We start from the raw sequence: 20,155 nt of genomic DNA, 5'->3' as shown, positions 1-20,155 counted from the left end.
GGTGTCGGGGTGACCATCTCATTAACCGCCAGGATTGGCGGTTTTCTGCGACGTGGAATGAATCAGAAGCGGTAGGTGAGCGATGCTCCCAGGCCGTGAGCGCTGTTTTCGTACTTGGCGTTGTAGGAGCCTTTGAAGTGCGCCGGGTCGGTAGGCGAAGTGTTCTGGCGAACCTTGACGTCTTCTTCCATCAGGTAGGAGTAGGCGATGTCGACAGTCATGTCGTCGTTCGGGCTCCAACCTGCACCGAGGCTGAACACCTTGCGGTCGCCTGTAGGGATGCGTGGCGAGCGGTTGGTATTGTTGGTCGGCGACTGGTCGACGCTGAAGCCGGCGCGCAGGGTCCATTCCTTGTTCAGCTTGTAAGCTGCGCCAATGGCGTGAGCCCAGGTATCGTGCCAGTTCTGTTCTTCGCTGATCTGCCCCAGGGCAGGTGCCAGGGGGGCAGGAACACCTTCGTTGTTGACGGTGATGGCTTCCAGGCGGCTCCAGCGCGTCCAGGTGCTACCGACATAAAGTGTCCAGTTGGCATCCAGCTCGTGAGTGACGGAGAAGTCGACCGATTCCGGCGTTTTGATCTTCAACGAGGCATCAAACTTGCTGCCGCTCAGTGGGCCAAAGCCGGAGCCGCTGATTTTGGTGTCACCCTCGAGCTTGTAGTCGACCATCGAGTGGTAGGTCAGGCCTACGCGGGTGCTGTCGGTTGCCTGTACCAGCACGCCGATGTTGTAGCCGATGGCGGTGTCATCACCGGAGATCTTGACCTTGCCGTCATTTCTGCCCAGGGAGGTGCGGTTCAGCGAGGCGGATTCCAGGGTGCCGTCGATACGGTTGATAGTCGGACCGAAACCGATCGAGACCTTGTCGTTGAAGGCGTAGCTGATGGTTGGCTGCAGGGTGATGACCTGGACTTCGCTGTTGCTGCCGAAGTAGCGGCCGGCAAAGCCGCTTTCATAGTCGGTTACCAGGCCGAACGGCACGTACATGCCGATACCGAAGGCCCAATGGTCATCGATAGGTTTGACGTAATAGCCCATCGGCACACCGACGACCGGAACCATGTCGCCGTCGTTGCTGCCACCGAAGGTGCCGCTGCCGCTGATATCGGACTTAGCGATGAGAGCGGCACCACCGACGGTGACTTGCTCGCGTTTCAGGCGCGACATGCCGGCGGGGTTGCCGAAAACGGTGCTGGCATCATCGGCAGAAGAAGAGCGACCCGCGAAACCTGTGCCCATGCCGCTGACGCTTTGTTCGTTGAGGGCGAAGCCGCTGGCGAACAGTTGAGTCGAGGCGAGAGTGACGGCGAGGCTGAGAGAGGTTTTGAGCATGACTTTTTTCATTATTAGAACTCCTTGGGATCTCCGGGGCGAAAACTACCAACATTTCGCCCGCAGCGCTATAGGCTGTATCGCAGGAGATAGAGCGGTTTTGTAGGACAATCCTACCAAGATGGCGGGAATTTTCCGATTTTGGGAAGCAGTGACTCTCAGCAGGCCTGAAGAGTCACAGGGGCGACGCAGGTTTGCCAGGCGCTGGTGAAATCGCGCAGGCGACCCTGGGGTTGGAAGGTTTGTCGCCAGATGCGTGCCAGGCCCAGTAAATCGTCGGCGGCGGGTAGTTCGGGGGCCTGTTCTTCGATCAGCATCCAGGCGATGGCGGTGGCGTAGCGCAGGTTGACGGTCAGTTCCAGGTGCGGGCCGCTGAGAAAGGCATGCTGGCTGGCCAGGCCGCGGACCAGGCTGGCAAGGTCCGGGTCGCGGGCCAGGAACTGGTCCCAGAGGCTTTGGTGGCGCAGTTCGCCGATGCGGTACAGGCCGTGGCCGCGGCGGTCGTGCAGGGCCGAGCCGAGGGCCGACTGGCTGGCGGCGACACCGAGCAGCAGGGCTTCGGCGCTGGCGCAGTGACGGCCCAGATAAACCAGGGTTGGACGAATGACAAATTGGCTCAACTCGCTCGCGGCGATACCCATGATGCCCTCGAACTTGAAATTGACCGGCGGACGCTGGAGCTTGGCAGCTGGTGAGTCGGTCCGGCCCGCCGGAAGCGGCCTTTGCCGCTTGAGTTGAAGTCTAGTGTCATATTCGTGCTGTAAAGGCCTGTTTTTAAAACATTTACGGCTTTTAGTTATAAATCATATGCCGTGTGGCGATTAGTGATTCGCACTAAAGGATGGCCAAATTCCTGTGGGAGCTGGCTTGCCAGCGATGGCCGCAACACGTTAGCCAGGGCTGCCCTCATCGCTGGCAAGCCAGCTCCCACAGGGGGATTCGGCAGATTTACCAGGCATAAAAAAGCCCCGCCAGAGGGCGGGGCTTGAGCGTTTGCAGCATCGTGCGGATCAGGCCACCAGGGCCTGACGGGTGCGCTCGATGACGGCCTGCAGCGGCTCGGCTTCGGAGTATTGCTCCGGGTACAGGCGCTCGCTGTGACGGGCAATGCCGTGCTCGTTGACCAGGGTGAAGCTGAAGCCGCCTTTGCGCGACGCCAGGATCAAGCAGTTCAGAGGGGCAAATGCCTGGGAAAGGGTGCGAATGGCAGCCTGAGTATGGATAGAGTGATTCATAGTTATTAGATGTTCCTGCAATAGACACGGTTTTGATCCGTGCACATATAAAACGTTCCAGTAACGCAGGCATTTAAGCCGGTGCGAAGAACCTGACTGGAACAGGGCAGCCAGTTTTGGGCGCATTTATCATGTGGCGCTGGGGCTGACTGGTAGGTACGTCAGAGGACAGGCAGCACACCAGGGTCGGGTTCAATGCCGCTGGGTGAAGATCCTGATCAATCTGCAGGTTGGCTCGGTCAGAGTAAGAAGTGATTTACCTGGGGAGCCATCGAGTGGGCCGGTCCTGGTTTCAACAGGCCTGTCCGAAGTGAGGGGCAGGGCACTGTAAGGACTGCTTTGGCCAGAATTGACTTTCAGCTTGGTACTAACGGCGGCAAGACTACAGGAGTCTGCCGGTCTTGGCAAGCTTTGTAAGTTTTCGTCTGGCGAGCCGGCCAGTATGTCGCGTTCCTGGCTCGCTGTGAAGTGCTATTTCACCACCTTTCCAGCGCTGTAAGGCAGGGAACGTGCCAATTTCGTGCAGGGAAATGCCTCGCTTCGGGGCGGTTGTGCACACATGGGGCAGCCGCTGTTACAGCTCTGCAACAACGCGGCAGGTGGCTGCCAATGACTTGGCCGTTGCCTTAAGTCAATGAAAAAAAACACTTATTTTAGCTGGTGAAAAAATCGACAGTTTGACTGGAAGCCCCATTTCATAGGGGTTTGCGGGGTGGTTTAGGGGGTTGTCCACCGAGTTATCCACAGCTTCTGTGGATTGTCCCTAGCGCTTGCTCTAGGACGGGCGTGCCAGCTTTTTAGCCGGTGTCCGACAATCCTTCGGCAGTCTTCTGCCAGGGACAAAATGCCCGCCCTGACGTCAAGAAAAAACGCTGAAATATTTTGAAAAAAAGTGCAAAAAAGCACCGGGCCATTGTCAGAGAAATGGAGTAGAGTGGCGCGCCTCTCGAGTTGCCTTCGCTGTTTTTTATGAAGTTTCGCTCCAAAACCCTCGTTGCTCCTGCTGCCCAACCGCCCCTGCCCGAGCCCAAGCGCTTCTCCTTGAAGGTTGCCTTGTGGTTGCTCGACAGCCCGCGCCTGGGTGACAACCCCAACGTCAAGCACTTCGCCGGGCGCCTGCTCAAGCAGCCGGCGCGCCAGGGTGTGGTGGTCGCCCAGAGCCGCCTGGGGCAGATGCTCTGCCGTGACTGCGGCAATGCCCGCGACCGGCGTATCGGCCATGAACTGCTGCGCCAGGCCGCACGGGCCGGTGACCGCCGGGCGCAGCTCGAGTACGGCCGCCTGTGTGCCCAGGGGCAATTGAATGAGCCGGCCCAGGGCCGTTACTGGCTGGAACAGGCGGCGGCCCAGGGCTCGCAGGAAGCCGTGCGCCTGCTCAGGCAATTGCCTGACGCCTGAGTGCGGCGCGCAGGCCCAAGGCTGATAAGCTGAGCCGTTGATCGTTGGCCGAGGGAGATCGGGGTGGCTATGGCAGTGGATCTGACCAGTATTCTGCTGGGTATCGTGGTGGCGGCCGTGCCGTGCCTGACGCTGGTGCTGCAGGTGCAGCGGCGCCTGAGTGCGCGCCAGGCGCAAGCAGCCTTGCTCGAGGAGCGCCTGAGCAACGTGCAACTGGCCCAGGAAGGCCTGCTCGCCCAACTGGATGCCAGTCGCGACGAAATCAGCGACCTGGGCCAGGCCAACGCCGCCAAGCAGGCTACCCTGGCTGCCCAGGCCCGTGAGCTTGAGCTGTTGCAGATCGATCGCGACAACGCTCGCGACGCCGCGCACGCCTGGCAGCTCGAACGCGCTGCCCGCGAAGCCGAATTGCGTCGCCTGGATGCCCACAGCGCAGCCCTGAGCGCCGAGCTGCGTGAACAACAGGAAAGCCATCAGCAACGCCTCGACGACCTGCAGGGCTCGCGTGACGAGTTGCGCGCGCAATTCGCCGAAATGGCCACGAAGATCTTCGATGAGCGCGAGCAGCGCTTCGCCCAGACCAGCCAGCAACACCTGGGGCAGTTGCTCGACCCGCTCAAGGAGCGCATCCAGGCCTTCGAAAAACGCGTGGAAGACAGCTACCAGCAGGAAGCCCGCGAGCGCTTCTCGCTGGCCAAGGAGCTGGAGCGCCTGCAGCAGCTCAACCTGCGCCTGAGCGATGAAGCCACCAACCTGACCCAGGCGCTCAAGGGCCAGAAGACCCAGGGTAACTGGGGCGAGCTGATTCTGGAGCGGGTCCTGGAGCACGCCGGGCTTGAGAAAGGCCGCGAGTACCAGACCCAGGTCAGCCTCAAGAGCGCCGACGGTGAGCGCTTCCAGCCCGACGTGCTGATCATGCTGCCGGGCGACAAGCAAGTGGTGGTCGACTCCAAGGTCAGCCTCACCGCTTACCAGCAGTATGTTGCCGCCGATGACAGCGAGATCGCTCAGGCCGCGCTCAAGCAGCATGTGCTGTCGCTGCGCAATCACGTCAAAGGCTTGTCCGGCAAGGACTACAATCGCCTCGAAGGGCTGCACAGCCTGGATTTCGTTTTGCTCTTCGTGCCCATCGAAGCCGCGTTTTCGGCGGCCTTGCAGGCTGAACCGAATCTGTTCCAGGAAGCCTTCGACCGCCAGATCGTGATCGTCAGCCCGACCACGTTGCTGGCCACCTTGCGGGTTATCGACAGCCTGTGGAAGCAGGAACGCCAGAGCCAGAACGCCCGGGAAATCGCCGAGCGCGCCGGCTGGCTGTATGACAAGTTCGTGTTGTTCATCCAGGACCTGGACGAGCTGGGCAACCGCCTGCAGCAGGTCGACAAAGCCTACAGCGCGGCGCGCAACAAGCTCTGCGAAGGCCGTGGCAACCTGATCAGCCGCAGCGAACAGCTCAAGCTGCTCGGCGCCCGGGCCAGCAAGAGCCTGCCTGCCGAGCTGCTCGAACGGGCCATGAGCGAAGGCGACCCACTGGCCGCCAGCGCCCTTACTGGGCCAGGCTCAGATGCCGATTGAGCAGGGCGCGCAGGGCCGCCGGCTTGACCGGCTTGGCCAGGTAGTCGAGGCCGGCGGCATGCACCTGGGCGACCATCTCGCTGCGCCCGTCGGCGCTGATCACCACGCCAGGTACCGGCTCGCCGAGGCGGGTGCGTAGCCAGGCCATCAGTTCGGTGCCGATCTCGCCGTCGTCCAGGTGATAGTCGACCAGCGCCAGGTGCGGGCGCAGGCCGTTTGCAAGCAGGGCATCGCATTCTGCGCGGTTGCGCGCGGTGGACACCTGGCAACCCCAGCGGCTGAGCAGGCTGTTCATGCCGATGAGAATGCTGTCTTCGTTGTCGACGCACAGCACCTGCAGGCCCGCCAGTGGCTGCCCGGCCTGTTCGGCGGGGCAGGCCAGCGCTACCGCCGGCGCCGTGGCCAGTGGCACGCTGACGCGGAACACGCTGCCCTTGCCCGGCCAGGAGCGCACCTCAAGCGGATGCCCGAGCACTTTGCACAAGCCGTCGGCGATTGCCAGGCCCAGGCCCAGGCCTTTTTCCGCGCGGGTCTGGTGGCTGTCCAGGCGTTTGAACTCCTCGAAAATCACCTGCAGCTTGTCATCGGCGATGCCGCTGCCACGGTCCCAGACCTCCAGCCACAACCGTCCTTGCTGGCGGCGCACACCCAGCAGGATCGGGCTCTTGCCGTAGCGGAAGGCGTTGGTGAGGAAGTTCTGCAAAATTCGCCGTAGCAGTTTCATGTCGCTCTGCACCCGCAGGCGGCTGCCGCGCAGGCGAAAATCCAGGCCTTGCTGCTGGGCCAGGACCTTGAATTCGGCGCCGAGGGTGTCGAACAGCTCGTTGAGGGCAAAAGGCTTGGCGTCGGGAGTGATCTTGCCGTTCTCCAGGCGCGAGATGTCCAGCAGGTCGCTGATCAGCTCTTCGGCCGAGCGCAGCGAGCTGTCCATGTGCTGGACCAGTTGCTGGGCGTCGGCCGACAAGCCATCGCCCTGATGCGACAGCGCCGCCGAGAACAACCGCGCGGCGTTCAGCGGCTGCATCAGGTCGTGGCTGACCGCAGCCAGGAAGCGAGTCTTGGACTGGTTGGCGGCTTCGGCGTGGCTCTTGGCTTCGGTCAGTGCCTGGTTCAGTTGCGACAGTTCATGGGTGCGTTCGGCCACCCGTTGTTCGAGGCTTTCGTTGGCACCCTTGAGGGCCTGTTCGGCTTCGCGGAACGGGGTGATGTCGGTAAAACTCATGACAAAGCCACCGCCGGGCATCGGGTTACCGATCAGCTCGATCACCCGGCCATTGGGGAACAGGCGTTCTGAGGTGTGCGCGCGGCCCTGGCGCATCCAGTGCAGGCGCCTTGCCACGTGCACCTGGGCCTCGCCCGGGCCGCACAGGCCGCGCTCGGCGTTGTAGCGGATGATGTCGGCAATCGGCCGGCCGACGCTGATCAGCCCGTCGGGGTAGTTGAACAACTCCAGGTAGCGGCGGTTCCAGGCCACCAGGCGCAGCGACTGGTCGACCACGCTGATGCCCTGGCTGATGTTCTCGATCGCCCCTTGCAGCAAGGCGCGGTTGAACTGCAGCACTTCCGAGGCTTCGTCGGCGATACGCACCACATCCTCAAGCTGCATGTCGCGGCCTTCGATGGCCGCCTTGACCACCGCGCGGGTCGAGGAGGTGCCCAGTACGCCGGCGAGCAGGCGCTCGGTGTGTTCGATCCAGTCGCCGTCGGCGTTCTGGTTGGGGTTGAAGCCCTTGCCCTGGCGGTAGGCAAAGCGGATGAAGCTTTGCCGGGCGCGCTCTTCGCCGACAAAGCGTGCGGCCAGGTGCAGCAGGTCGTCGATCTGCACCGCCAGCAGCGAACGGCTGCTCGGCCGTGCGCTGGTCTGCTGGCCGATGAAGCGCCCGGCTTGCCAGTGCTCGGACACCCGGGTTCGCGAGAGGATCGACACCCAGGCGAACAGGGTGAAGTTACCCGCCAGCGACAGCACCACGCCCTGGGTCAGCGGGGTGATCGGCAGGTTCAACGGGTTGCCGTGCAGCCAGGCCAGGCCCGGGAACAGCGTCAGCGACCAGCCCAGGCTGTGGGCGGCAATCGGCAGCACCAGGGTGTAGAACCACAGGAACACCCCGGCGGCCAGGCCGGCGAACACGCCGCGGCGGTTGGCCTGCTTCCAGTACAGGGCGCCGAGCATGGCCGGGGTCAATTGGGTCACGGCGGCAAAGGCCACCTGGCCGATGGTCGCAAGGCTTGCGGTGGAGCCGAGCAGGCGGTAGCTGACGTAGGCCAGCAGGAGGATGACGACGATGGTCACCCGGCGCACCGAGAGCATCCAGTGGCGGAAGGCTTCGAACGGCCGCTCGGCGTTGTTGCGGCGCAGCAGCCAGGGCAGCAGCATGTCGTTGGAGACCATGGTCGACAGCGCCACGGCTTCGACGATGACCATGCCGGTGGCCGCCGAAGCGCCGCCGATAAAGGCCAGCAGCGCCAGCGCCGGATGGGCTTCGGCCAGCGGCAGGCTGATGACGAAGGAGTCCGGTAGCACCGAACCTGGCAGCAGCATCTGCCCGGCCAGGGCGATCGGTACCACGAACAGTGCGGCGAGGATCAGGTACATCGGGAACACCCAGCGTGCCAGGCGCAAGTCCTGGGGCTCAATGTTCTCTACCACGGTGACGTGGAACTGGCGCGGCAGGCAGATGATCGCCATCATCGCCACGCCGGTCTGCACGATCATCGACGGCCAGTTGATGGTCTCGTTCCAGAAGCCTTCCAGGCGCGGCGCCAGTTGCGCCTTGCTGAACAGGTCGTCGAAGCCGTCGAACAGGCCGAAGGTGACAAAGGCGCCGACGGCGAGGAAGGCCAGCAGCTTGACCAGGGATTCAAAGGCAATCGCCAGGACCATGCCGCGGTGGTGTTCGGTGACATCCAGGCTGCGCGTACCGAAGACGATGGAGAACAGCGCCAGCACCAGCGACACCACCAGCGCGGTGTCCTGCACGCGGCTGCCGGTGGCATCGGCGCCAGCCCCGATCAACAGGTTGACGCCGAGCACGATGCCCTTGAGCTGCAGGGCGATATAGGGCAGCACGCCGATCAGGCAGATCAGCGCCACCACCACCGCCAAACTCTGGGATTTGCCGTAGCGCGCGGCGATGAAGTCGGCGATCGAGGTGATGTTTTCCTGTTTGCTGATCAGCACCATCTTCTGCAGCACCCAGGGGGCGAACAGCAGTAGCAATACAGGGCCCAGATAGATCGGCAGGAATGCCCAGAGTTGTTCGGCGGCCTGGCCGACGGCGCCGAAGAAGGTCCAGCTGGTGCAGTACACCGCCAGTGACAGGCTGTACACCCAGGCACGCAGGCGCGGCGGCAGCGGCGTGCTGCGGCGGTCGCCGTAGAAGGCGATGGCGAACATGATGGCCATATAGGCCAGGGCGACCACGGCGATCAGCCCACTGGACAGCGACATGACAACTCCGAAGCAAAAGGGTGATTCAGCCCGACAGCGAACCTCGATCAATCAGTCTGGCACGCCGCAGAGGCTTCGTCAGCGCCGACGATGGTCGCAGTGGCAGAGCGTCGCAGGCCTTAGCCGGGCAAGGCCAGGTCAAGCAGGCAGTAGAGCTGTTCCAGGGTTGGCGGGGCTTCGGCGAACAAGGTGCGGTAGACGGTCGGCGCGACGAGCAAATCGAGCAGGCGCTCGATGTCCGGCAAGGCCTCGCCGCGCGCCTGGGCACGATCGAGAATGACCTGCAGCTGCCCGCGCAGGATATGGGTGCAGTAACCCGGGCAGGCGCTGCTGAGTACGTCGCGCATCAGGTTGCGGCCTGGCTCGGAGGTAATTTCGTCGAGGTATTGCTCGGTCCAGGCGCGCAGGTCGGCGCGCAGCTCGCCGGTGTCGAGCGGTGCAACGTCGGGCAGCACACGCTCGACGGCGACATCGGCCAGCAAGGCTGCCAGTTCGCCCCAGCGCCGGTAGATGGTCGACGGGGTGACGCCGGCGCGGGCAGCAATTTGCGGCACGGTCAGGCTCGCGCGGTCCTGCTCCTTGAGCAGTTCGCGTACCGCCGCATGTACCGATGCCTGCACACGGGCGCTGCGCCCACCCGTGCGGATACCTTCTTTAATCGCCATCGGTCGACCTTAACACAAAGGGTTTGCGTTAAGGAATGAAGGCGAGCAAACTGCGTAAAAGCTAAATAATTGCTTTAGCGGAGTGCTGATCATGTTCATGTTGTTCAAAGCCCCAGCCTCACGGCGGTTTCGTCTGGTATTTCTGGCGCTTGCCTTGCTCGGCTTTCTCGCTGCCTCAAGCACCCCGACGCCTTTGTATCACCTGTACCAGCAAGCCTGGCAGTTCTCGGCGGTGACCCTGACGCTGATTTTTTCCGTGTATGCCGTCAGCTTGCTGGCGGCGCTGCTGACAGTCGGTTCGTTGTCGGACTACCTGGGGCGGCGGCCACTGATCTTCACTGCATTGGTGCTGGAAAGCGTTTCCATGCTGTTGTTCCTGCAGGCCGACAGTGTCGGCTGGTTGATTGCTGCGCGGATTGTGCAAGGCTTCGCCACCGGCATGGCCACCAGCGTGCTGGGCGCTGCGTTGCTGGATATCGATCGCGAGCAGGGGCCGTTGGTCAACAGCCTGACGCCCTTGCTCGGCATGGCCAGCGGCGGCCTGGGTACCAGCCTGCTGGTGGAATTTGCACCGTGGCCGCTGCGTTTGGCTTACTGGCTGTTGCTCGGCTTGTTCGTCACGCTGGCATTGCTGGTGTGGCATCTGCCCGAGAGCGTCAGCCGCCAGCCCGGCGCCCTGGCATCGTTGCGCCCGGCCCTGCATGTACCGCCCCAGGCGCGGGCAGCGGTGTGGCGGATGTTGCCGGTGAACGTCGCCGGTTGGGCGCTGGGCGGGTTCTTCCTGTCGCTGGCGCCATCACTGGCGCGCGAGGCCACCGGGGCAACCTCGAACCTGGTGGGCGGCGGCCTGGTGGCGGCGTTGACGGTGACCGGCGCCGTGGCCATCTACCACCTGCGGCTGCGTCCGGCCGGGCAGATCCTGCGCCTGGGCACAGGGGTGTTGCCGGCCGGGATGCTGTTGATCCTGCTGGCGTTGCATCGCGGTGAGCTGGGGCTGTTTTTCCTCGCCACTGTAGTCACCGGCATCGGCTTTGGCGCCAGCTTCCTTGGTGCGTTGCGTAGCATCATGCCGCTGGCCGAGGCCCACGAACGCGCCGGGCTGATGGCGACGTTCTATGTGCTGAGCTACCTGGCGTTCTGCGTGCCGGCCATGCTGGCCGGGTGGATGGTGCGCAGCTTCGGCCTGGTGCCGACCGGCGAGGGGTATGCCTTGGCGGTGATCATTTTGTGCGCCGTGGCAGCGATTCTGAGCTTGCCGGTGCGGGCTTTGTCCCGCGGCTGACTGTGTTGGCCTCATCGCGGGGCAAGCCCGCTCCTACAGGATTTCATTGATCCTCTGTGGGAGCGGGCTTGCCCCGCGATGCTTTTAGTCCGAGAAAATCCGTTGCACGCCACCCCCATCAATCACCGCATCGATCAGCGCGCGGGCAGTCTCGATATGTTGGCCTGCGCCAGCGACGATTGAGCGGTCGTTGAGGGTGAGATGATCCAGCGCATCGCTCACTGTGGCTTCGGCGCAGCGCAGCAGTTGGCCTGCGTGCAGCAGGGCCTCTTCGGCAGGTATGCCCTCGCGGACGCTGAACATGCGGTTGGTGCCGAACGATGTGCTCGCGGTGGTCGTCTCGGTCAGGTCGAGACTAGGGGGATCGGGGACGATTTTCTTCATGGGTAACCTCTGTCAGTGGCGCAACCATCTTTCGCTGCTAAACGAAAGGTGGCAGCTGTACGCGGGTTAGCAGACCGGTGACAGAGAACCGGCGCACCCGAAGGTGCCCCACGTACAACCGCCATAACAGGGGTGTTCGTAGATCTCTGTCATTCTCGGACTGCTAAATCCGCTCATTGGACTTTCCAACGACGATAGCAGCCTAGGTCCATGACGGGCATGGCACAACAGAGCAACGGCGCCGGAAGTATGATTCAGAACGGTCTGACAGAAAACACTTACAGCATTGCGATTTGTCGCTGCTGGTTGTGGGTTTATCGAGCTCGTTCAGGATCGCAATACCGAGCCCGCGGCTGACGGTACTGGCCTCATCGCGGGGCAAGCCCGCTCCCACTGGTTCATCGCAGACCCCGCGATGCTTTAATTCGGCGCTCGCCGGGCCCCCAGGTAATAGAACAGCGCCGCCAGCAACACCGAAAAAATCAACAGGTAAAAGGTCGCCACCGGCACCAGGTGCGCCAGGGCAAAGCCGCAGATCACCGGGCCCAGCGCCGCGCCGAGGTTGGACAGGTTCTGCGCGCCGTAGTACACGCCACGCAGATGCTCCGGGGCAATGCTGTCGATGAACATGTACTCGGCGGGGATGACAATGATCTCGCCGAGGGTGAACACCAGCATCGCCAGGCACCAGACCAGCAGCGACTGGGCCAGCGAGAAACCCAGCAGGCCGACCAGGAACAGCGCCATGCCGGCGATCAGCCAGGGCATCAGCTGGCGGCTGCTGATGCGCCGGCCAATCACATACTGCAAGGCAATCACCGTCACCGCGTTGGTGGCCACCAGGTAGCTGATGTAGCGCGCCGCCTCGCTGGCGCTGCTGGTTACCACCAGGTACTGCGACAGGTAGGCGGTGAACTGGCCGAACACCACCGCGCTGAGGGCACCGCCGAGGGTGAAGCAGATCAGCCGGCGGTCTTTCACCAGTTGCACGCCGACACTGAGAAACCCGGCCTGTTCGTTGCCTTCGACCCGCGCCCGCGCCGCGCGCTCGCCCCAGCGCCGGTAGCTCAGGCACATGGCCAGGCCGAGCAGCGCCGAGAGCAAAAACGGCAAGTGATCATCCAGCAGCACCAGCGCCACGCCGACGAAGGGGCCGACCGCGTAGGCGACGTTGCTGAGGGTGTACTTGATCGAGAACACCTCGCTGCGCTCCTCCAGCGGCAGCAGCGCGCAGAAGCCGGCCTTGGCGGCAATGTCCACCACTGCCAGGGCCAGGTTGATCAGCACCAGGCAGAGGAAGAACAGGCTGAGTTCGCGGCTGACCACCGCGCCAATGAAGGCCAGGGTAAAGGTCAGGGTCGCGGCGATGATCACCGTGTAGCTGCGCAGGGTATCGATCAGGTAGCCGCCGTACAGGCTCAGCAATGAGGCGACGATCAGTGCGCCGCCGATCATCAGGCCGATGCCGCTGATGTCCAGGGCGAAGTTCTGTGCAAGGTAGACCACCAGGTAGGGCAGGGTGATCGCCCGGGCCAGGGTCAGGATGAAGGTGGTCGCCAGTAGCAGGCGAACCTGCGCCGAGTAGCTTTTGATAGCGGTGAGCATTGTTAACCACGTCCTTGTTGTTATCGGTGCTGAGCATACGCGTTGGGCGAGGTAATCTGTATATCTGTAAAACCGATAACAGATAGAGAAAATACCCGTTATATAGATATATTTTTCAGGCATAAGATGAGCTCAACCTCACCGGAGGACAGGAGAATCCATCATGCCTTGCAGCCAAACCCGCACCTCGCCGTTACGCCCGCTGAGCCAGCTGGCGCACCCGCGCGAAGTGATTCGTCAGTTCACCCCCAACTGGTTCGCCGCGACCATGGGCACCGGCGTGCTCGCCCTGGCCCTGGCGCAGGTTGATGTACCAGGCCTGCGCGGCCTGGCCGAATCCCTGTGGTTGCTGACCATCGGCCTGTTCGTGCTGTTTACCTTGCTGTACACCGCGCGCTGGGTGCTGTTCTTTGACGAAGCGCGGCGGATCTTCGCCCATTCCACCGTATCGATGTTCTTTGGCACCATCCCCATGGGGCTGGCGACCATTCTCAACGGTTGCCTGGTGTTCGGCATCAATCGCTGGGGCGAAGGCATCCTGCCCTGGGTCGAGGCGCTGTGGTGGTTCGACGTCGGCCTGGCGCTGCTGTGCGGCGTGGCCATTCCCTACCTGATGTTCACCCGCCAGGAACACAGCATCGACCAGATGACCGCGGTATGGTTGCTGCCGGTGGTGGCGGCTGAAGTTGCCGCCGCCAGTGGCGGCCTGTTGGCGCCGCACCTGGTGGATGCGCACACGCAGTTTCAGGTGCTGATCACCAGCTATGTGCTGTGGGCGGTGTCGTTGCCGGTGGCGTTCAGCATCCTCACCATCCTCATGCTGCGCATGGCCCTGCACAAGCTGCCGCAGGCCAACATGGCGGCGTCGAGCTGGCTGGCCCTGGGGCCGATCGGTACCGGTGCCCTGGGCATGCTTCTGCTCGGCGCCGATGCCCCGGCGATCTTCGCCGCCAATGGCCTCGGCAGCCTCGGTGAAATCGCCCGTGGCCTGGGCCTGATTGCCGGGATCGTGCTGTGGGGCGCGGGCCTGTGGTGGTTGCTTACCGCAGTGCTGATCACCCTGCGCTACATCCGCCACGGCATGCCGTTCAACCTCGGCTGGTGGGGCTTTACCTTCCCGCTGGGGGTGTACACCCTGGCCACCCTGAAACTGGCGGCCTGGCTGGGCCTGGGTTTCTTCCATGAGCTGGGCATGCTGCTGGTGGTGGCCCTGGCCACACTGTGGCTGCTGGTCACCGCCCTGACCCTGCGCGGTGCCTGGCATGGCGAGCTGTTCGTGTCGCCGTGCATTGCCGGCCTGAACAAGTAGATTGCATTTACCTGGGTGTTTGTGGCTTTGTGCGGCCTGCGCGTATCCAATAACAAAGCCTCACTCAGGTACACGGACGATGAGTCAATCTTCACAATTCAGCCTGCTTGGCAAACGGCGCTTTTTGCCGTTCTTCGTCACCCAGTCGCTGGGTGCGTTCAACGACAACCTGTTCAAGCAGTCGGTCATCCTGCTGTTTCTCTACAAGATCGCCAGCCCCCACGGCCAGGACACTGCCATCTGGGTCAACGCCTGCGCCTTGATGTTCATCCTGCCGTTCTTCCTGTTCTCGGCGCTGGCCGGGCAGTTCGGTGAGAAGTACGCCAAGGACGCGCTGATCCGCGTGATCAAGCTGGCCGAGATCGCGATCATGGCGGTCGGTGCCATTGGCATCATGACCCAGATACCCTTGCTGATGCTCCTGGCGTTGTTCGGCATGGGCACCCACTCGGCCATGTTCGGCCCGGTGAAGTACTCGATCATGCCCCAGGCCCTGCGCGAGGAAGAGCTGGTCGGCGGCAACGGCCTGGTGGAAATGGGCACCTTCCTGGCGATCCTCGCCGGTACTATTTGTGCCGGGGTACTGATGTCCAGCGCCGATTACGGCGTCTGGGCGTCATCGGCGGTGGTGCTGGTGGCGCTGCTGGGCTACCTGGCCAGTCGTGGCATTCCGCGCGCCGCAGCTTCTACGCCGGAGCTGAAAATCAACTGGAACATCGCCAACCAGACCCTGGCCACCCTGCGCATGGGCCTCAAGCAGACGCCTGCGGTGTCGCGCTCGATCGTCGGCAACTCGTGGTTCTGGTTCATTGGCGCGGTGTACCTGACGCAAATCCCCGGTTACGCCCAGCAATGGCTGCACGGCGACGAGACCGTGGTGACCCTGATCCTTACCCTGTTCTCGGTGGGCATCGCCGTCGGTTCGCTGTTGTGCGAGCGCATGAGCGGGCACAAGGTGGAAATCGGCCTGGTGCCGTTCGGCTCCTTCGGCCTGAGCCTGTTCGGCCTGCTCTGGTGGTGGCACTCCGGCGAGATCCTGCCGGCGGCCGCGCCGTACGACTGGCTGGCGGTACTGGGCATCGCCCAGGCTTGGTGGGTGCTGGGGTCGATTCTCGGTCTGGGTGTGTTCGGCGGCTTCTATATCGTGCCGCTGTATGCACTGATCCAGTCGCGCACCCCGCAAGACCAGCGTTCGCGGGTGATTGCCGCCAACAACATCCTTAACGCACTGTTCATGGTGGTCTCGGCGATCTTCAGCGTGGTGCTGCTGAGCTTCTTGGAACTGAGCATTCCGCAGCTGTTCCTGGTGGTGTCGCTGCTCAACATCGCGGTGAATTTCTATATCTTCCGCATCGTCCCCGAGTTCACCATGCGTTTCATGATCTGGCTGCTCAGCCATTCCATGTACCGCGTCGAGCACCGTGACCTGCAGCAGATTCCTGATCAGGGCGCAGCACTGTTGGTCTGCAACCACGTGTCGTTCGTCGATGCGCTGCTGATCGGTGGCGCGGTGCGCCGGCCGATTCGCTTTGTCATGTACTACAAGATCTACCGCTTGCCGGTGCTCAACTTCATCTTCCGTACCGCCGGGGCGATTCCGATTGCCGGGCGCAGTGAAGATATCGAGACCTACGAGCGGGCGTTCAAGCAGATTGCCGCTTACCTGGCTGACGGTGAACTGGTGTGCATCTTCCCCGAGGGCAAGCTGACCAGCGACGGTGAAATCGACGAGTTCAAGGGCGGCCTCAGCCGGATCATCGAGCAGACACCGGTGCCGGTGATTCCGATGGCGTTGCAGGGCCTGTGGGGGAGTTTCTTCAGCCGCGATCCGGCCAAGGGCTTCTTTCGCCGCTTGTGGTCGCGGGTGACCCTGGTGGCCGGTTCTGCCGTCCCGGTGGAAGCGGCAGAGCCGGCAATGCTGCGTGAGCGGGTCAGCGCACTGCGCGGCGACTCACGCTGAAGCGGCGGGGCAGGGTCAGCTGGTGCTGACCTTGAGCCCGACCAGGCCGCAGATGATCAGCGCCACGCTGACCAGCCGTACCAGGGCCATGGATTCACCGAACAGGATGATCCCGGCGATCACCGTGCCGACTGCGCCGACGCCGGTCCAGATTGCGTAGGCAGTGCCCAGCGGCAGTTCTTTCATGGCCAGGCCCAGCAGGCCGAGGCTGATGACCATCGCGGCAACGGTCAGTACGGTGGGCAGGGGGCGGGAAAAGCCGTCGGTGTACTTCAGACCGACGGCCCAGCCGACTTCGAACAGGCCGGCGAAAAACAGGATGATCCAGGACATGCAGAGTCTCCATCAAGTGATGGGGCCGTCCCCGGAATGGTCACGCGGTGCGTCGTGAGGCCGTCCTCACAGGGGGCATAAGCTATCAGCTGCAAGCGACAAGCTGCAAGCAAAGGCAGCGCGTGTGGCTGTTGCTCTTTCTTGCAGCTTGAAGCTTGCAGCTTGCAGCTTGAAGTCAGATCCCCTGCGGGATTTCTTCTCCTCCCAACGCCTCGAACAGCGCCGGCAGGAACTCGCCAAAGGTCAGCATCATCAGGGTGAAGCTGGCATCGAGCTGGCCCAGGGCCTCGTCGCCGCCGTCTTCTTCAGCCTGGTCCTGCAGCAGCTCTTCAAAGCGCAGGCGCTTGATGACCATCTTGTCGTCGAGCACGAACGACAGTTTGTCCTGCCAGGCCAGCGACAGTTGCGTCACGACCTTACCGGTGCCCAGGTGCAACTGGATCTCGTCGCTGGTCAGGTCCTGGCGCTTGCAACGGACGATGCCGCCGTCTTCGTGGGTGTCGCGCAGCTCGCACTCATCCAGTACATAGAAGTCAGGCGCGGCCTGCTGGGTCTTGACCCAGTCGGTCATGGTCGCGCTCGGGGCGATCTTCACGGTCACCGGGCGCACCGGCAGCGAGCCGATGACTTCACGCAGGGTCGACAGCAGGTCTTCGGCACGCTTGGCGCTGGCCGAATTGACCAGGATCAGGCCTTGCTTGGGGGCGATGGCGGCGAAGATCATCGAGCGACGAATAAAGGCGCGCGGCAGGAAGGCCTGGATGATCTCGTCCTTGATCTGGTCGCGCTCCTTCTTATAGACCTTGCGCATCTGCTCGGCTTCGATCTCGTCGATCTTCTCCTTGACCGCATCGCGCACCACGCTGCCCGGCAGAATGCGTTCTTCTTTACGTGCGGCGATCAGCAGGAAGTCACCGCTGACATGCACCAGCGGTGCGTCTTCACCTTTGCCGAACGGGGCGATGAAGCCATAAGTGGTCAACTCCTGGCTGGCGCATGGGCGAGCCGGCTTGCTGGCCAGAGCGGTTTCCAGTGCCTCGGGGTCGAACGGGATGTCCTGGGTCAGGCGGTAGGTCAGCAGGTTTTTGAACCACATGGGGTGAATCTCTCCTCAACACATAAGGAGGGCATTATTCTCCGAGCGGGCGCTTCAGGCCAAGTCCGCTAAGTCTTTGGAACGCCTGAAAATTTTTTTTAAAAAAGTACTTGCCAGAGTGTGCGGTGCTCCGTAGAATGCGCGCCACACCGAGACGAAGGGTGATTAGCTCAGCCGGGAGAGCATCTGCCTTACAAGCAGAGGGTCGGCGGTTCGATCCCGTCATCACCCACCACTTCTCAGTGTATCGCGCAGCGGTAGTTCAGTCGGTTAGAATACCGGCCTGTCACGCCGGGGGTCGCGGGTTCGAGTCCCGTCCGCTGCGCCATATTTAGCTTCCAGGGCCCACTGAACACCCGGAAGCCACAAAGAAAGCGACCTTAGGGTCGCTTTTTTTGTTTCTGGAATTCGTCCAGAATCCACCAGTACGCTGGGACGCTACTGTTTTCTCCGTGCCAGCCCCACTTCTGAGCAAGAGATCGAACATGCAGGATGCAAGCACTTCCCCGGCGCCAATGCTGGGTATCGACCTGGGTACCACCAACAGCCTGGTGGCGGTCTGGCAAGATGGCCGGGCACAACTGATTCCCAATGCCCTCGGCGACGTGCTCACTCCTTCGGTGGTCAGCCTCGACGAAGACGGCAGCATCCTGGTCGGCAAGGCTGCGCGCTCGCGCCTGACCACCCACCCGCAACGTACCGCAGCCGCCTTCAAACGCTTCATGGGCAGCGAAAAAAAGATCACGCTCGGTGACCAGACCTTCAGCCCCGAAGAACTGTCGGCGCTGGTGCTCGGCTCGCTCAAGGCCGATGCCGAAGCTTTTCTCGGCTGCCCGATCAGCGAAGCGGTGATTTCCGTGCCGGCTTACTTCAGCGACGAGCAGCGCAAGCGCACCAGCTTTGCCGCCGAGCTTGCCGGGCTGAAAGTCCAGCGCCTGATCAACGAACCGACGGCTGCGGCCATGGCTTACGGCCTGCACGAGCAGAAGTTCGAGCGCACGCTGATCTTCGATCTTGGCGGCGGCACGTTTGACGTCACGGTGCTGGAGTACGCGCTACCGCTGATCGAGGTGCATGCCTCGACCGGCGACAACTTCCTCGGTGGCGAAGACTTTACCGCCGCCTTGCTGCAGGCCTGCCTGCAGGGCTGGCAACTCAAGCCCGCGATGCTTGCGCCCCAGGCCCTGGCCAGCCTTGCCGATGCCATCGAGCAGCTCAAGTGCAAACTGGGCGAGGGCGAGCAGCACTTGAGCTGGAACGGTGACGGCGTCAGCCGCCAGTGGTCGCTGGATGAAGCCCGTGCGCAGAAGATCTGGGCGCCTTTGCTGGCGCGGATTCGTGCGCCGATCGAGCAGGCCCTGCGCGATGCGCGCCTGCGCGCCAGTGACCTCGACAGCCTGGTGCTGGTCGGCGGTGCCACGCGCATGCCGGTGATCCAGCAGATGGTCTCGACCCTGTTCGGCCGCCTGCCTTACCGCCACCTCGACCCGGACACCATCGTTGCCCTCGGCGCCGCCACCCAGGCGGCGTGCAAGGCGCGCGATTCGGCGATCGAAGAGCTGATCCTCACCGATGTCTGCCCCTACACCCTGGGTATCGCCGCGGTGGATGGTGAATACCAGAGCGAGATCTTTGCGCCGATCATCGACCGCAATACTGTGATTCCGACTTCACGGATCAAGCCGTTCTATAGCACCCACATTGAACAGAAAATGATCAGCATCCGGGTCTATCAGGGCGAGCGACCGAGTGTCGAAGACAACATCTTTGTCGATTCCTTCAAGGTCCCGCTGACGCCAAACGGCAAGCTCCAGCGCCTGGACGTGCGCTTTAGCTACGACATCAACGGCCTGCTGGAAGTCGATGTCACCTTGCCGGGTACTGGCGAGCAGTTCAGCCACGTGATCGATCGCAGCCCTACCGGGCTGGATGAAGAAGCGCGCCAAGCCAGCCATGCGCGCCTTGCCGGGCTGAAGATCCACCCGCGCGACGCATTGCCCAACCGGACCTTGCTGGCCCGCCTGGAGCGCGCCTGGTCGCAGACCCTGGGCGATGACCGCGACTTGATCGGTGACTGGCTCAAGGAGTTCAGCGCGATCCTGGCCGGCCAGCATTCGACAGAGATCGCCAACGCTCGCCAGCGCCTCATCGAGGCGCTGGACGAACTGCGTTACTGACCGTTGAGCCGCCGCAGGGCGGCTTGCAGGCCACTGTCCAGGCTGTCCTGTGGCTGATGGACGGGCGGTACGCCGTAGCGGTTGGGCAGCGGTTCGCCTGGCAGTATCAGCAGCACCAACGGCAAGAAGTGCAGGAACGGGAGCAGCATCGCGAAGATGATCATCGTCGGGATGCCCCGGCCAATATCGTGCAGACGGCGCAGGGTGGCACTGCCGAGCAGGCCGAAGAACAACAGGCCGAAGAAGGCCTGCCCGAGCGAGGTGCTGGCCGTCAGGGTGAGGATCGGCCCGAGCAAGACGCTGCCGACCACCTGTACGCCATAGCCCTTGCGACCCAGGCGGCTGCCCAGTTTCCATAGG

General features: G+C 62.8%; 16 protein-coding genes and 2 tRNA genes. 8 read left to right on the top strand and 10 right to left on the bottom strand.

The window, feature by feature from the left end:
- Nucleotides 1–62 precede the first annotated feature (62 nt).
- The 3 genes from UW3_RS0118380 to UW3_RS0118370 form a co-directional block, all read right to left on the bottom strand.
- Nucleotides 63–1,343, bottom strand: coding sequence for an OmpP1/FadL family transporter (locus tag UW3_RS0118380; protein WP_010224274.1), 1,281 nt, complete (start codon nucleotides 1,341–1,343; stop codon nucleotides 63–65).
- A 146-nt stretch (nucleotides 1,344–1,489) separates the two neighbouring features.
- The gene (locus UW3_RS0118375) at nucleotides 1,490–1,972 is read right to left on the bottom strand and encodes a hypothetical protein (protein WP_010224273.1); all 483 of its coding nucleotides are present in this window, start codon (nucleotides 1,970–1,972) and stop codon (nucleotides 1,490–1,492) included.
- A gap of 369 nt (nucleotides 1,973–2,341) precedes the next feature.
- Nucleotides 2,342–2,566: a hypothetical protein gene (locus UW3_RS0118370; protein WP_010224272.1), complete on the bottom strand. Its 225-nt coding sequence runs from the start codon at nucleotides 2,564–2,566 to the stop codon at nucleotides 2,342–2,344.
- 969 nt (nucleotides 2,567–3,535) lie between these two features.
- Between UW3_RS0118370 and UW3_RS0118365 the strand changes: the two genes are divergently transcribed.
- Nucleotides 3,536–3,964 carry a tetratricopeptide repeat protein gene (locus tag UW3_RS0118365; protein WP_026001396.1) on the top strand — a complete coding sequence of 143 codons (429 nt, stop codon included), beginning with the start codon at nucleotides 3,536–3,538 and terminating at the stop codon, nucleotides 3,962–3,964.
- Between the two features lie 183 nt (nucleotides 3,965–4,147).
- Nucleotides 4,148–5,536, top strand: coding sequence for a DNA recombination protein RmuC (locus tag UW3_RS0118360; RefSeq protein WP_162835466.1), 1,389 nt, complete (start codon nucleotides 4,148–4,150; stop codon nucleotides 5,534–5,536).
- On the opposite strand, the gene UW3_RS0118355 is transcribed toward UW3_RS0118360, so the two are convergent.
- Complete coding sequence (locus UW3_RS0118355) at nucleotides 5,508–8,984, bottom strand: PAS domain-containing hybrid sensor histidine kinase/response regulator (RefSeq protein ID WP_010224268.1); 3,477 nt, start codon at nucleotides 8,982–8,984, stop codon at nucleotides 5,508–5,510. The two genes, UW3_RS0118360 and UW3_RS0118355, sit on opposite strands and share 29 nt — an antisense overlap.
- Nucleotides 8,985–9,103: 119 nt before the next feature.
- Nucleotides 9,104–9,649, bottom strand: coding sequence for a TetR/AcrR family transcriptional regulator (locus UW3_RS0118350; protein WP_010224266.1), 546 nt, complete (start codon nucleotides 9,647–9,649; stop codon nucleotides 9,104–9,106).
- A gap of 91 nt (nucleotides 9,650–9,740) precedes the next feature.
- On the opposite strand from UW3_RS0118350, the gene UW3_RS0118345 reads away from it, so the two are divergent.
- The gene (locus UW3_RS0118345; protein WP_010224263.1) at nucleotides 9,741–10,931 is read left to right on the top strand and encodes an MFS transporter; all 1,191 of its coding nucleotides are present in this window, start codon (nucleotides 9,741–9,743) and stop codon (nucleotides 10,929–10,931) included.
- 84 nt (nucleotides 10,932–11,015) lie between these two features.
- Here the strand turns inward: UW3_RS0118345 and UW3_RS27270 are convergent, their stop codons facing one another.
- Both UW3_RS27270 and UW3_RS0118335 read right to left on the bottom strand, forming a co-directional pair.
- Nucleotides 11,016–11,315: a DUF6124 family protein gene (locus tag UW3_RS27270; protein WP_010224261.1), complete on the bottom strand. Its 300-nt coding sequence runs from the start codon at nucleotides 11,313–11,315 to the stop codon at nucleotides 11,016–11,018.
- Nucleotides 11,316–11,735: 420 nt separating this feature from the next.
- On the bottom strand, nucleotides 11,736–12,920 hold the full coding sequence (locus UW3_RS0118335) for an MFS transporter (RefSeq protein WP_010224259.1): 1,185 nt from the start codon (nucleotides 12,918–12,920) through the stop codon (nucleotides 11,736–11,738).
- Between the two features lie 163 nt (nucleotides 12,921–13,083).
- Here UW3_RS0118335 and UW3_RS0118330 point away from each other — a divergent pair, with 163 nt between their 5' ends.
- Nucleotides 13,084–14,229, top strand: a complete 1,146-nt coding sequence (locus UW3_RS0118330; protein ID WP_010224257.1) for a TDT family transporter — start codon at nucleotides 13,084–13,086, stop codon at nucleotides 14,227–14,229.
- 79 nt (nucleotides 14,230–14,308) lie between these two features.
- Nucleotides 14,309–16,189, top strand: coding sequence for an MFS transporter (locus UW3_RS0118325; RefSeq protein WP_010224256.1), 1,881 nt, complete (start codon nucleotides 14,309–14,311; stop codon nucleotides 16,187–16,189).
- A 15-nt stretch (nucleotides 16,190–16,204) separates the two neighbouring features.
- On the opposite strand, the gene sugE is transcribed toward UW3_RS0118325, so the two are convergent.
- Both sugE and rdgC read right to left on the bottom strand, forming a co-directional pair.
- Nucleotides 16,205–16,522, bottom strand: a complete 318-nt coding sequence (gene sugE, locus UW3_RS0118320; protein WP_010224254.1) for a quaternary ammonium compound efflux SMR transporter SugE — start codon at nucleotides 16,520–16,522, stop codon at nucleotides 16,205–16,207.
- Nucleotides 16,523–16,697: 175 nt separating this feature from the next.
- Nucleotides 16,698–17,618: a recombination-associated protein RdgC gene (rdgC, locus tag UW3_RS0118315; RefSeq protein ID WP_010224252.1), complete on the bottom strand. Its 921-nt coding sequence runs from the start codon at nucleotides 17,616–17,618 to the stop codon at nucleotides 16,698–16,700.
- A 159-nt stretch (nucleotides 17,619–17,777) separates the two neighbouring features.
- Between rdgC and UW3_RS0118310 the strand changes: the two genes are divergently transcribed.
- The 3 genes from UW3_RS0118310 to UW3_RS0118300 all read left to right on the top strand — a co-directional run bounded on the left by UW3_RS0118310 (nucleotide 17,778) and on the right by UW3_RS0118300 (nucleotide 19,795).
- Nucleotides 17,778–17,853 (top strand) — tRNA-Val (locus UW3_RS0118310).
- Between the two features lie 16 nt (nucleotides 17,854–17,869).
- Nucleotides 17,870–17,946: transfer RNA gene (locus UW3_RS0118305), tRNA-Asp, on the top strand.
- A gap of 157 nt (nucleotides 17,947–18,103) precedes the next feature.
- On the top strand, nucleotides 18,104–19,795 hold the full coding sequence (locus tag UW3_RS0118300; protein ID WP_026001395.1) for a molecular chaperone HscC: 1,692 nt from the start codon (nucleotides 18,104–18,106) through the stop codon (nucleotides 19,793–19,795).
- On the opposite strand, the gene UW3_RS29760 is transcribed toward UW3_RS0118300, so the two are convergent.
- A partial coding sequence (locus UW3_RS29760; protein WP_010224249.1) for a DUF805 domain-containing protein occupies nucleotides 19,789–20,155 on the bottom strand: 367 nt, incomplete at its 5' end. The two genes, UW3_RS0118300 and UW3_RS29760, sit on opposite strands and share 7 nt — an antisense overlap.

The sequence above is a fragment of the Pseudomonas donghuensis genome (assembly GCF_000259195.1).
GTDB classification, from domain to species: Bacteria; Pseudomonadota; Gammaproteobacteria; order Pseudomonadales; family Pseudomonadaceae; genus Aquipseudomonas; species Aquipseudomonas donghuensis.
Note: the sequence above shows the minus strand (reverse complement) of the source record. Positions and strands in the feature narration are given on the sequence as shown.

Bases quoted from the DNA above. Each gene is read 5' to 3' on its own strand.
- UW3_RS0118380 (WP_010224274.1), bottom strand. From the start codon at position 1,343: ATGAAAAAAGTCATGCTCAAAACCTCTCTCAGCCTCGCCGTCACTCTC.
- UW3_RS0118375 (WP_010224273.1), bottom strand. From the start codon at position 1,972: ATGGGTATCGCCGCGAGCGAGTTGAGCCAATTTGTCATTCGTCCAACC.
- UW3_RS0118370 (WP_010224272.1), bottom strand. From the start codon at position 2,566: ATGAATCACTCTATCCATACTCAGGCTGCCATTCGCACCCTTTCCCAG.
- UW3_RS0118365 (WP_026001396.1), top strand. From the start codon at position 3,536: ATGAAGTTTCGCTCCAAAACCCTCGTTGCTCCTGCTGCCCAACCGCCC.
- UW3_RS0118355 (WP_010224268.1), bottom strand. From the start codon at position 8,984: ATGTCGCTGTCCAGTGGGCTGATCGCCGTGGTCGCCCTGGCCTATATG.
- UW3_RS0118350 (WP_010224266.1), bottom strand. From the start codon at position 9,649: ATGGCGATTAAAGAAGGTATCCGCACGGGTGGGCGCAGCGCCCGTGTG.
- UW3_RS0118345 (WP_010224263.1), top strand. From the start codon at position 9,741: ATGTTCATGTTGTTCAAAGCCCCAGCCTCACGGCGGTTTCGTCTGGTA.
- UW3_RS27270 (WP_010224261.1), bottom strand. From the start codon at position 11,315: ATGAAGAAAATCGTCCCCGATCCCCCTAGTCTCGACCTGACCGAGACG.
- UW3_RS0118335 (WP_010224259.1), bottom strand. From the start codon at position 12,920: ATGCTCACCGCTATCAAAAGCTACTCGGCGCAGGTTCGCCTGCTACTG.
- UW3_RS0118330 (WP_010224257.1), top strand. From the start codon at position 13,084: ATGCCTTGCAGCCAAACCCGCACCTCGCCGTTACGCCCGCTGAGCCAG.
- UW3_RS0118325 (WP_010224256.1), top strand. From the start codon at position 14,309: ATGAGTCAATCTTCACAATTCAGCCTGCTTGGCAAACGGCGCTTTTTG.
- sugE (WP_010224254.1), bottom strand. From the start codon at position 16,522: ATGTCCTGGATCATCCTGTTTTTCGCCGGCCTGTTCGAAGTCGGCTGG.
- rdgC (WP_010224252.1), bottom strand. From the start codon at position 17,618: ATGTGGTTCAAAAACCTGCTGACCTACCGCCTGACCCAGGACATCCCG.
- UW3_RS0118300 (WP_026001395.1), top strand. From the start codon at position 18,104: ATGCAGGATGCAAGCACTTCCCCGGCGCCAATGCTGGGTATCGACCTG.